This is a genomic window from Enhydrobacter aerosaccus, from assembly GCF_900167455.1.
Lineage (GTDB): Bacteria > Pseudomonadota > Alphaproteobacteria > Reyranellales > Reyranellaceae > Reyranella > Reyranella aerosaccus.
This window is the reverse complement of the sequence record NZ_FUWJ01000010.1, coordinates 123,112-134,280: the sequence shown is the minus strand read 5'-3', so window position 1 is coordinate 134,280 and position 11,169 is coordinate 123,112. Positions and strand designations below refer to the sequence as shown.

Below are 11,169 nucleotides of genomic sequence, written 5' to 3'. Positions count from 1 at the left end.
GCCCTTGGTCTAAGTTGTTGGTTCTACTGGAGAAATCATGGAACTCAAGGTCGACGGCAGAAGCCTTCTCGGGGCGCTCGATGAACTGGCGCAAATCGGTGCGATCGAGGGTGGGGGATGCGCCCGCCTGGCGCTGAGCGACGACGACAAGGCGGGTCGCGACCTCGTCGTGGCCCGGATGAGAGCGCTCGGGCTCGAGGTGCAGGTCGATGCCATCGGCAACGTGTTCGGCATGCGTCCCGGCCGCGAACGGCTGGCACCGATCATGACCGGCAGCCACATCGATACGGTGCGGACCGGAGGTCGCTATGACGGCAATTACGGCGTGCTGGCCGGCCTCGAGGTGGTGCGCGCGCTCAATGCCGCCAACGTCACGACCCGACGACCCATCGTCGTTGCCTTCTTCACCAATGAGGAGGGCGCGCGTTTCCAGCCCGACATGCTGGGCAGCCTGGTCTATGCCGGCGGTCTCGGTCTGAACGAAGCCTATGTCGCCGCCGACAAGGACGGTCTGTCGGTTGGCGACGAGCTGCGTCGCATCGGCTATCTCGGCCCGATGAAGCCCGGGGCGATCCGGCCGCAGGCTTTCCTCGAGCTGCATATCGAGCAGGGGCCGATCCTCGACGAGGAGAAGGTGCAGATCGGCGTGGTCGAGGGCGTGCAGGGCATCTCCTGGACCGAGTACACGGTCACCGGCGTGTCCAACCATGCCGGCACCACGCCGATGCGGCTGCGCCGTGACGCGGGCTATCTGGCGGCCTCGGTCAATGTCTTCGCGCGCGCGCTCGCCCGGGAGATGGGCGGCGATCAGGTGGCTACCGTCGGGGCCCTCACGCTGCGGCCCAATCTGATCAACGTGGTGCCCAATCGCGCGGTCTTCACGGTCGATCTGCGCAATACCGACGAGGCCAGGCTGAAAGAGGCCGAAGCCAAGGTCGCGGCGCATGTCGCCGAGGTGGCGGCCGAGGAGCGCCTCGACGTCGAGACCCGGGTGCTGGCACGCTTCGAGCCCGTGATCTTCGACAGCGGACTCGTCGATCATGTCGAGCATCACGCCAAGGCGCTGTCGCTATCGACCCGCCGCATGCCGTCCGGCGCCGGGCACGACGCGCAGATGATGCAGCGGATCTGTCCGACCGCGATGATCTTCGTGCCTTCGGTTGGCGGGCTCAGCCACAATGTCGGCGAGCATACCGAGCCGCACGATCTGGTCGCCGGCGCGCAGCTCCTGCTGAACCTGATGGTGGATCTCGCGGAGCGTTCCTGATCGGGACCAGGTCAAAGCCGCAGCAGCCAGGCCTCGACGCTTCCCTTGCCCTTGACCTCGATCATGCCGCGCGGCTCGAACGAGAACTTGTCCTTCAATTTCTCGTAGACCGGTCGCGTGACCTGGATGGTGTCGGGAAGGCCGCCGGACTCCATGCGGCTGGCGAGATTCACCGTGTCGCCCCAGAGATCGTAGATGTACTTGCTGCGGCCGATCACGCCGGCCACCACCGGGCCGGTGTTGACGCCGACGCGCACCTTCATCGTCACCTTGTTTTCGAGGGCATGCTCGCGGGTGATATGGACCATGCGGATCGCCATGCGCAGGATCCGCTCGGCATGGTCCTCCATCGGCACCGGCAGACCGCAGACCGCCATGTAGGCATCGCCGACCGTCTTGATCTTCTCGATGCCGAGTTCCTGCGCGGCCATGTCGAAGCGGGTGAAGAGACCGTTCAGCAACGTCACCACTTCCTGCGGCGGCATCTCGGAACTGAGAGCCGTGAAGCCGACAAGGTCGGCGAAGGCGACGCTCACTTCGGCAAAGCCGTCGGCGATGCTCTGCTCGCCGCCGCGCAGGCGGTTTGCGATCGGCGCCGGCAGCACGTTGAGCAGCAGCTCCTCGTTCTCCCGGTTCTTGGTTGCGATCACGGCGTTCTTGGCGCTGAGTTCGTCGACCATGCCGTTGAAGGCAGCACAAAGCTGCCCGATCTCGTCGCTGGTCCGCACGGCAACCTTGGCGGAGTGATCGCCGGCGGCGAAGCGCCTCACACCCGCCGTCAACTCCCGCAGGGGCTCGAGCAGCGAACGGGCCAGCCAGGCTCCGGCGAGCAGCACCACGAGCAGGGCAATGATACCGACAGCGATCAATTCCCGCTGCAGTCGATAGATCGGTGCGAAGGCTTCCGCAGTCTCGATCTTGGCGATCAGGGCCCACTTCACGCCGGGGATTGTGACAGGACCCCACGAAGACAGCGTTTCCTTGCCGAGATTGCCGACGATCTGACCGGTGCCCTCGATGCCGGCCAAGGCGGCACGCGTCGCTACGGTATCGACCAGCTGATGCAGGACCGGAGAGCCATAGCGCTGGATGGCCTCGATCTCCTCCGGCGGCGCACCTGACTGCCGGAGCTCCTCGAAGTAGCGATCGCGATCTTCGTAGAACAGCCGGTTGCCCGATCTGATCAGGTAGTCCGGTCCGACCAGATAGGCCTCGCCCGTGGCCCCGAAGCCTTCCTGGCGCCAGCGTCGATCGCCGGTCACGACGCGGTCGATCTCGTCGATCGACAGTTGTGCGATCAGCACGCCGATCACGGCGCCCTGGTCGATCACGGGCGCAGCCATGAAGGCAGCGGGCAGGCCATCGGATGGAAGGTAGGGTTTGAAGTCCTCCAGGCATGTCGCGGATGGATCGGGGAGGGCGGCACAGCGCGCGACGGCGGCGGCGGCATTGGTGTCGCGGTAGGGCCCGAGATGTAGCGAGGTCGCGAAGTCGACCTCCTTCGCCGTGCCATAGACCAGGCGTCCAGACTTGGGATCGGCCAGCATGAAATCGAAGAAGCCGACCGTGGTCGCCGCGTTGCGCAGAAGAGGATGATAGATGGCATGCGCGGCGCTGTAGGCACTGCCGTCGCCTGGATTGTCGAGCAGCTTCCGGCGCGCCATCGGCTGCGGATTGTTCACGATGTAATAGTACTGGAGGTAGGTGGCTGCCCAGCCCATCGGCATGTAGTCGGCCAGCTTGGCCTCCTTGCCGAGCAGATGGCCGACCTCCGGAACGAAGTTCTTCTCGTACCAGCGCTCGACCGCGGCGCGGAGATCAGGCTCGGGTGTCTTGTGATCCAGCTCCTCGAAGCCGTCCTGGAAACGATGCATGGCCTCGACGACCATCTTCGAGCTGGCCAGAAGCCGCAGATCGTGACGAACCGTCCGGAAGTAGGCTTCAACCTGCTTCGCCTTGGTCTCTCGCGCTGCCGTGAGCTGGTTGAAGATCGTCTCTTCCAGTGCCTGGCGCGCCCGGACATAGCCCAGGATGCTGGTGAACAGCACCGCAATCGCGCCCAGCAGGATCAGGATGACGAATAGCTTGGTCGCGAGGCCCCAGCGTACGGGACGGTGAACAGCAGGATCGGCAGCAGTCATGCTGCAGCTATATAGCGCCCGAGGCCGGAACCCCCGTGATTTCCATTAAATAAATGGCTGAAAAAGCAGAACCACGAAATAACTGAGTCAAATAGTCGGATATCGAGGCAGTCGAGGAGATCATCGGCGTTCCTTTGCATCGAGCCAGCACCTTAAGGCGTGGCCCACGCCAACGACGATTCCGGTCCTCAACGGCGTGCGCGGATCAGCGCGCGTCTGACCCTGTTGCCGGGGCATAGATCACCAGCCGCAAGCCCGGATCGTCGTTGGCCTGGAAACTCGCATGCTCCAGGCGCAGCGCGCCCTTGCGCGGATGCTTCAGGAGCTTCTGCCCGGCTATGGCGTCGCCCACGTCGTGCTCTTCCCACCAGGCCTCGAACTCAGGACAGCCGTTGCGCAGGCGCTCCAGCAGGTCGCGAAAGGCGGGATCGCCGGCCCACAGATCGTGTGTGGCGCGGAACTGAGCCACGACGCGCCGCGCCTGGGCCTTCCAGGACGATCCGAACAGGCGTCGGGTGTAGGGGTTCGTCAGGACGCACAGCAGGATGTTGCGCTCCTCCTCCGGCATGCGGTCGAAGGCGAAAATCTCCGCGGCTGCCTTGTTCCACGCCAGGACGTCCCAGCGTCGGCCGGTCACGTAGGCCGGCTGGTTCAGGCTCTCGACCACGCGGCGCATCGCCTCCGGCACCTGCTCCCGCACGAACGGGCGGCGATCGGCATCGCGGGCCAGTGCGCGCAGATGCGCGTGCTCGACCTTGCTGAGACGGAGCGCCCGAGCGAGGGCGTCGATCGTGGTGACGGAGGGATTGACGGTGCGGCCCTGCTCGAGCCGCACATACCAGTCGACGCCGATCCCGGCGAGTTCGGCCACCTCTTCCCGCCGCAATCCCACGGTGCGCCGGCGCCGGCCGCTCGGCAGGCCGATCGCTTTCGGGCTCAGCCTCTCGCGGCGCGAGCGCAGGAAGTTGCCAAGTTCACGGTGCCGCTGGTCCGCCATGGTGCCTCCGGGGCATATGCAAGGATTTTTCGTCATCCCGAGCGAAGCCGAGCGCAGCGCCCTGCAGGCGGCTCCGCTCGGGATGACGAGACGACTTCATATGCGATTGCCATTCCTCCAGGGAGGGAGTTCCAGTCCTAGGATAATACTAGGCCTGAATAGCCAACCATGGAACTGCGATCCTGGGTGCCTCAACCAATGGGACCATCATGAGAGCAGCCATCCTGAAAGCGTTCGGTTCACCGCTCACGCTGGAGACGGTGCCCGATCCCGTCCTGGGCACGGGCGAAGTCATTGTCGATGTCGTGGCAACACGTGTCCTCGCCTACGCCAACGAAGTCTTCAGTGGTGCCCGGAATTATCTGATGGAGTTGCCGATGATCCCGGGGTCGGGTGCCGTCGGCCGCGTTCGTGCTCTCGGGCCGGATGCCACGCATCTGTCGGTGGGCGACTGGGTCTATTGCGACCCGACGGTGCGGTCGCGGGACGATGCGCTGATGCCGGAAATCATCCTGCAAGGCTTGGTTGCCGGTAGCCAGCCGGCTTTGCGCCTGCAGAGGTATTTTCACGATGGCTCGTTTGCCGAGCAGATGCGCGTGCCGACCGAGAACGTCGTTCGTATCGGCGCGCTCGACGAAGCGGAGGCGGCGGCGTGGTGCGCCTTGGGCACGCTGTTGGTGCCGTATGGCGGGTTTGCTGCGGCCAATCTGACGCCGGGAGAGACCGTCGTCGTCAATGGCGCGACCGGGGCCTTCGGCAGTGCGGGCGTTGCCGTCGCCATGGCGATGGGGGCGAAGCTCGTGGTGGCGACTGGACGCAACGAAACGGCGCTTGCCGATCTGGAACGCCGCTACGGGCGACGTGTTCGCGCCGTGCGCATGCTGGGCAATGAAGAGAGCGATCGCGGCAGGATCCTGGAGGCGGCCAGCGGTCCCATCGACTGCGTGCTCGACCTGCTGCCGCCGGCCGCCAGCCCGAGCCAGGTACGCACCGCCGTGATGGCCGTGCGCCCCTACGGACGCGTGGTGCTGATGGGCGGGGTCGGCATGGCCGGCGGGGCCGGGCTGGAATTGCCCTATCCGTGGCTGATGCGGAACTGCATCACAGTCCGCGGCCAGTGGATGTATGCCCGTGAAGCCAGTACGCGCATGATCGGACTCGTTCGCGCGGGGCTGATCGATCTGGCGGATTTCCAAGTGACGTCGTTCGGTCTCGACGCGGTGAACGAGGCGGTGACACACGCCGCGGCCAATGCGGGACCATTCCGCTTCACGGTGATCAAACCGTGATCGCTGTCGTGCTGCACTGCTCCTTCGGGACGATGGAGCGGTGCAGCAAATCTTCTGTCGCTGCGAAACTATCGACGTCTCGGTCTCCTCTGTTGTGCTGTGCTGGTTCAGAAGGACTCTCAGACATGCGATGAACGGCATCGTCCGTGTGCTCGGTGCGGGCTACAACGCACAGCCGCACATCAAGAGGAGGAACGATGCGCCAGCCCCTGGATCGATCGCGACGCATTGTGTTCACCGGCGCGGCGGGTGGCATCGGCACCATGACTCGTCCCTTGCTGGCCAAACTCTATCCAGGGCTCGTGCTGAGCGATCGTGTCGCGCCGGCGAGGCTGGAGGCCAGCGAAACCTTCGTCGCCGCCGATCTCACCGACGCCGAACAGGTCGCCGCCGCCGTGAAGGGCGCTCATAGCATCATCCATTTCGGCGGTTACTCGGTCGAAGGCCCGTGGGACTCGATCCTGCAGGCCAATATCGTCGGCTGCTACAATCTGTTCGAGGCGGCCCGGCAGGCAGGCGTGAAGCGCATCGTCTTTGCCTCGTCCAATCACGCTGTCGGCTTCTATCGGCGCAAGAAGAAGATCGGCACCGACGTCACGGTGCGGCCGGACAGCCGCTATGGCGTCAGCAAGGCGTTTGGCGAGGCGCTGGGCGCGCTTTATGCCGATAAGCACGGCATCGCCGTGACCTGCCTGCGCATCGGCAATGTCGGTCCGCGGCCGCTCGACGTGCGGCGGCTGTCGATCTGGATCTCGCCCGAGGACATCGTGCAGCTCATCCGCATCGGCCTCGAGCATCCCGATATCCGCTATGAGATCTTCTATGGCGCATCGGACAACGCCGCGAGCTGGTGGGACAATTCGCGCGCCTACAAGCTCGGCTATCGCCCGACCGGCAAGGCCGAAGACCATCGCGCCCATGCCGAAGCGGAACAGGCCAAAATCGGACCGGATCCGGTCGGCGATCTGTTCCAGGGTGGGACCTTCTGCTCGGCTGAGTTTACGAACGACGCAAGGCGCGCCGGCCCCTGAGGATTGTGGATGCGCGTCGCGAAACGGCATCGCGATGTGGCACGCTTGTTGTTTGCCGGCGCTCGACGATAATCGACGCCGGAGGGTGAGCATGAGCAGATTTCTGACTGTCGGAGCCGCGCAGATGGGGCCGATCCAGCGTAGCCACACGCGGCGCGATGTCGTGGAGCGCCTGATCGCGCATCTGCGCGAGGGCAGCCGTATGGGCTGCGATCTCGTGGTGTTTCCGGAACTCACGCTCACGACCTTCTTCCCGCGCTGGTGGATGACGGATCAGGCGGAGATCGACTCCTTCTTCGAGAAGGAGATGCCCTCGAACGAGACCGCGCCGCTCTTCACCGAAGCCAAGCGCCTGGGGCTCGGTTTCTCCCTGGGCTATGCTGAGCTGGCCAATGAAGATGGCCGGGTGCGGCGCTTCAATACCTCGATCCTGGTCGAGCGCGACGGGCGCATCGTCGGCAAGTACCGCAAGATCCATCTGCCCGGCCATGCCGAGCACGAGCCGCAACGGCCGTTCCAGCATCTGGAGAAGCGCTACTTCGAAGTCGGCAATCTCGGCTTCCCGGTGGTCAAGGCCTTCGGCGGCAACATGGGCATGTGCATCTGCAACGACCGCCGCTGGCCCGAGACCTACCGCGTGATGGGCCTGCAGAATGTCGAGATGGTGATGCTGGGCTACAACACCCCGATCCACAATGCGCCGTCGCCCGATCACGACGAGCATTCCTGGTTCCACAACCAGCTTTCCATGCAGGCTGGCGCCTACCAGAACGGGACCTGGGTGGTCGGCGTCGCCAAGGGCGGGGCCGAGGAAGGCGTGCCGTCGATCGCCGACAGCATGATCGTGGCGCCATCCGGCAAGGTCGTGGCTCGTGCCGCAGGCGACGGCGACGAGCTGATCGTGCATCGCTGCGACCTCGACGCCGGCAAGAGCTACAAGACGACGACCTTCAACTTCGCCGTCCACCGCCAGCCCGAACAATACCGCCTGATCGTCGAGCGCAAGGGCGCCCTGGATCCGGTGTGACCTGACCGCGTACTCGCGTACAGGCAAAGAATTCTCCGTCACGCCGAGCGAAGCCGAGCTTCGCGAGGCGCAGTCGAGGGGCCCATCTTCAGGCGTTGCGTTTGGACGGAACGGTGAAAATAGGCCCCTCGACTGCGCCGCCCTTCAGGCGGCTTCGCTCGGAGGTGACGAGATGAGTTCCTGTGCGATTGCCTTATCGGCCGCGGGGAAAGAACTCAGCTCGTGAATGTGCCGTAGCTGCGGTCGGGCGTGCCGCGGAACAGGGACATGTGGGTGTGGGTGGCAACGAAGGGATCGCCGATCTTCTTGCGCCCCAGCACGACAGTGGTCCTGCCGGGGCGATCGAAGCGGTCGCCGTTGGGATGGAAGCCGTCCGAGTCCCACACCGCCATGCCGACGGCGGTGAGGCGATCGGCGGAGACGATGGCCTCGACCTTTTCGAGGTCGTAGCGGAAGTTGCGGATGGTGCCCCAGACATTGCGCCACTGCTTCTGCTCGGCATGGTCGCGGCCATGCATGAAGTCGGTGAAGGTGCCGAAGGCGATCATGTCGTCGGCGAAGATGGGGCGCGCGCCCTCGTAGTCGACTGCGCGGCAATGGCGCGCGAGCGTATCGAACCAGGTCCGCACGGCGGCCAGGTCCTCGGGAGCGACGGGCTGAATGAGCTTCATGAGGCCTTCCTAGAGTCCGAAACGTTGCCAGTGCAGGCGCTCTTCGATCGCAGCCAGCGCGGTTGGGCCAATCTGTTCGATGCTGCCACCGAGGCCCAGGCGCGACAGCAGGCTCCTGCGGGCCGCGATCAGGGGCAGATGGACCTTGGCGCCATAGCGCTCCTGCAGGACGGCGCGCAACTCGCCGAAACGATCCGCCAGGCCGAGTTCGAGGCCGCGCCGGCCGGTCCAGAATTCACCGGAAAAGAGAAGCGCATCGTCGCCCTTCAGACGGCTGCCACGCCGTTCGCGCACCCAGTCCTTGAAGCCGTCATGGATCTCGGCCTGCAGGCGCTTCAGCCGTTCGACGTCTTCCGGCTTCTCCTCGCGAAAAGGATCGAGCATGGATTTGCGTTCGCCCGACGTATGCACGCGCCGTTCGATGCCGATCCTGGAGATCAGGTCCTTGAAGCCGAAGCCGGAAGAGATGACGCCGATCGAGCCGACGATCGACGCCGGATCGACGACGATCTCGTCGGCGGCGCAGGCCAGCCAATAGCCGCCCGATGCGGCCACATCCTCGACGAAGGCGATGACGGGCAGGTTCTTTTCCCGTGCCAGCAGTCGGATGCGCTGGGCGATCAGGGCCGATTGAACCGGCGATCCGCCCGGTGAGTTGATCGCCAGCGCGACGGCCTTCGCGCCATGCATGTTGAACGCCCGCATCAGCAGAGGCGCCGCTGTCTCGATCGACAGGCCGCGTGCGCCCAGCAGGCTGCCCGACGCGATGACACCGCTTAGCCGTACGACGGGCACCACCGGTCCGCGGCGCAGACGCTCTTTGAACCATTCCAGCATGGCCGGCACTCTCGCGGTGGTTGATCGGGAAGGCAAGCGGGATGGCAAGCGATCTGGTGACCGTCGGCCAATTTGAGGACGATCGCTCAGAAGGTCAGTGCCGCCGCATGGCGCAGCACGGCCTCGGCTTCATCCGTGTAACCACCCTCCATCTTGTGCAAGCGCAGAGGGGTCGTTTCGTGCAGGGAACGTGCGGCCGACCGACGGGCCCGCACCAGCACGCGCCGCGCCGGCGGCAGGCGTTTGACGGTCACGTCGCCCCAACCAAGTTCGGCCAGCCGATCGGCGATCTCTTCGAGCCGGTCGCTGCGATGGACCAGAGTGAGCGTGCCGCCAGGCTTCAGCGCCCCGGTCGCCACGCGCAGCCAGCGTTCCAGATCGGCGCTTGACTCGACCGTGGCCAGCGCCTTGCTCGGATCGGGCGAGGGATCGGCGACGGCGGCGGCAAGATAGGGCGGATTGGTCGCGACATGATCGAACAGACCGAGCGTCGGCGGCAATGGCGCAGCGATATCGTGAACGAGCATTTGCACGCGCCCGGCCAGGCCGTTGGCGGCAATGTTGCGCGCGGCCAGCGCCGCGAGTCCGGGCTGCAGTTCGAGGCAGGTGATCCGGCAATCCGGAACACGCACGGCCACGCAAAGACCGACCGCGCCAACCCCGGCGCCGAGGTCCAGCACCCGTTCATCGGCTTTCGCGTCCGTCGCCGCGGCGAGCAGCACGGCATCGACCGCAACACGGTATCCGCGTCGGGGCTGCAGAAGCCGGACCCGGCCGCCCAGCAGCGAGTCTTCTGTGGTGGACGTTTCCAGGAGGGGATTGCATTCTCTCACGACATCGTGTCGCAACTTGGTCACAGTGGGCAGGACTATCTTCACGTTATGGCAACCGTCGTCTCCCTTGAAGGAAAACGCAAGGCACCAAGCCTCGAACCCTTGCTCTCGCTTTGTGCCGAGGATATGGCCCGCGTCGATCGCGAGATCCTGGTGCGCATGCGCTCTCCCGTGGCGCTCATTCCGCAACTCGCCAACCACCTGGTCGGGGCCGGCGGTAAGCGCATGCGACCCCTGCTGACCATCGCGGCGGCGCGGCTGTGCGGCTACGACGTCGACGACGATCGTCACGTCAAGCTCGCGACCTGTGTCGAATTCATCCATTCGGCGACGCTCCTGCATGACGACGTGGTCGACGTCAGCGCGCTGCGTCGCGGCAAGCCGACGGCAAATTCCGTCTGGGGCGACAAGGCCTCGGTGCTGGTGGGCGACTTCCTGTTCACTCGTTCCTTCGAGCTGATGGTCGATGTGGGCGAACTCGAGATCCTCCGCATCCTGTGCAACGCCTCCTCGACCATCGCCGAGGGCGAGGTGCTGCAGCTGGTGACGCAGCGTGACATCAGCACGCCCGAAGCGACCTATCTCGAAGTGATCAAGGCCAAGACCGCGCGCCTGTTCGCCGCCGCTGCCGAGGTCGGAGCCATGGTCGCGGGCTGCAAGCCGGCCGAGCGCGTGGCGCTCGAGAGCTTCGGCATGAATCTCGGCATCGCGTTCCAGCTCGTCGACGATGCGCTCGACTACGCCGGCCGCGAAGCCAAGCTGGGCAAGACCGTCGGCGACGATTTCCGCGAGGGCAAGATCACGCTGCCGGTGATCCTGGCCTTCCTGCGCGGCCGCGCCACCGAGCGGGAATTCTGGAAGCGGACGATCGAGAAGCTCGATCAGCGGCCCGAGGATCTGGAGCAGGCCCAGAGCCTGATCGAGCGGCATAACGCTGTGGCCGATACCTTCGAACGGGCTCGCCATTACGGCGCGATGGCGCGGGATGCGCTGGGGCTGTTCGTCGATTCGCCGCTCAAGGCGGCCATGCTCGAGGCAGTAGACTTCGCCATCGACCGGGCGCACTAATCGCGGCC

The 11,169-nt window shown here is 65.3% G+C and carries 10 protein-coding genes; 5 read left to right on the top strand and 5 right to left on the bottom strand.

Annotation, left to right across the window (positions count from 1 at the left end; all coding sequences use genetic code 11):
- Positions 1-37 precede the first annotated feature (37 nt).
- The gene (locus tag B5D62_RS25890; protein WP_085936945.1) at positions 38-1,267 is read left to right on the top strand and encodes a Zn-dependent hydrolase; all 1,230 of its coding nucleotides are present in this window, start codon (positions 38-40) and stop codon (positions 1,265-1,267) included.
- A gap of 11 nt (positions 1,268-1,278) precedes the next feature.
- On the opposite strand, the gene B5D62_RS25885 is transcribed toward B5D62_RS25890, so the two are convergent.
- Together B5D62_RS25885 and B5D62_RS25880 are read right to left on the bottom strand one after the other, a co-directional pair.
- Positions 1,279-3,408 (bottom strand): adenylate/guanylate cyclase domain-containing protein, encoded by a 2,130-nt coding sequence (locus B5D62_RS25885; protein WP_085936944.1) that lies wholly within the window; start codon positions 3,406-3,408, stop codon positions 1,279-1,281.
- A gap of 205 nt (positions 3,409-3,613) precedes the next feature.
- Complete coding sequence (locus tag B5D62_RS25880) at positions 3,614-4,405, bottom strand: helix-turn-helix transcriptional regulator (protein WP_085936943.1); 792 nt, start codon at positions 4,403-4,405, stop codon at positions 3,614-3,616.
- Between the two features lie 209 nt (positions 4,406-4,614).
- Between B5D62_RS25880 and B5D62_RS25875 the strand changes: the two genes are divergently transcribed.
- From B5D62_RS25875 to B5D62_RS25865, 3 genes are all read left to right on the top strand, one after another.
- The gene (locus B5D62_RS25875) at positions 4,615-5,694 is read left to right on the top strand and encodes an alcohol dehydrogenase catalytic domain-containing protein (protein ID WP_085936942.1); all 1,080 of its coding nucleotides are present in this window, start codon (positions 4,615-4,617) and stop codon (positions 5,692-5,694) included.
- A gap of 197 nt (positions 5,695-5,891) precedes the next feature.
- The gene (locus tag B5D62_RS25870; RefSeq protein WP_085936941.1) at positions 5,892-6,725 is read left to right on the top strand and encodes an NAD-dependent epimerase/dehydratase family protein; all 834 of its coding nucleotides are present in this window, start codon (positions 5,892-5,894) and stop codon (positions 6,723-6,725) included.
- A 91-nt stretch (positions 6,726-6,816) separates the two neighbouring features.
- Positions 6,817-7,752: an N-carbamoyl-D-amino-acid hydrolase gene (locus B5D62_RS25865; RefSeq protein WP_085936940.1), complete on the top strand. Its 936-nt coding sequence runs from the start codon at positions 6,817-6,819 to the stop codon at positions 7,750-7,752.
- A 215-nt stretch (positions 7,753-7,967) separates the two neighbouring features.
- Here B5D62_RS25865 and B5D62_RS25860 read toward each other — a convergent pair whose 3' ends face one another.
- The 3 genes from B5D62_RS25860 to B5D62_RS25850 form a co-directional block, all read right to left on the bottom strand.
- On the bottom strand, positions 7,968-8,423 hold the full coding sequence (locus tag B5D62_RS25860; RefSeq protein WP_085936939.1) for a YybH family protein: 456 nt from the start codon (positions 8,421-8,423) through the stop codon (positions 7,968-7,970).
- Positions 8,424-8,432: 9 nt separating this feature from the next.
- Positions 8,433-9,260, bottom strand: coding sequence for a S49 family peptidase (locus B5D62_RS25855; RefSeq protein WP_085936938.1), 828 nt, complete (start codon positions 9,258-9,260; stop codon positions 8,433-8,435).
- 86 nt (positions 9,261-9,346) lie between these two features.
- On the bottom strand, positions 9,347-9,982 hold the full coding sequence (locus tag B5D62_RS25850; protein WP_419188818.1) for a tRNA1(Val) (adenine(37)-N6)-methyltransferase: 636 nt from the start codon (positions 9,980-9,982) through the stop codon (positions 9,347-9,349).
- Positions 9,983-10,141: 159 nt separating this feature from the next.
- On the opposite strand from B5D62_RS25850, the gene B5D62_RS25845 reads away from it, so the two are divergent.
- The gene (locus B5D62_RS25845) at positions 10,142-11,161 is read left to right on the top strand and encodes a polyprenyl synthetase family protein (RefSeq protein WP_085936937.1); all 1,020 of its coding nucleotides are present in this window, start codon (positions 10,142-10,144) and stop codon (positions 11,159-11,161) included.
- The last annotated feature ends 8 nt before the right edge of the window (positions 11,162-11,169 follow it).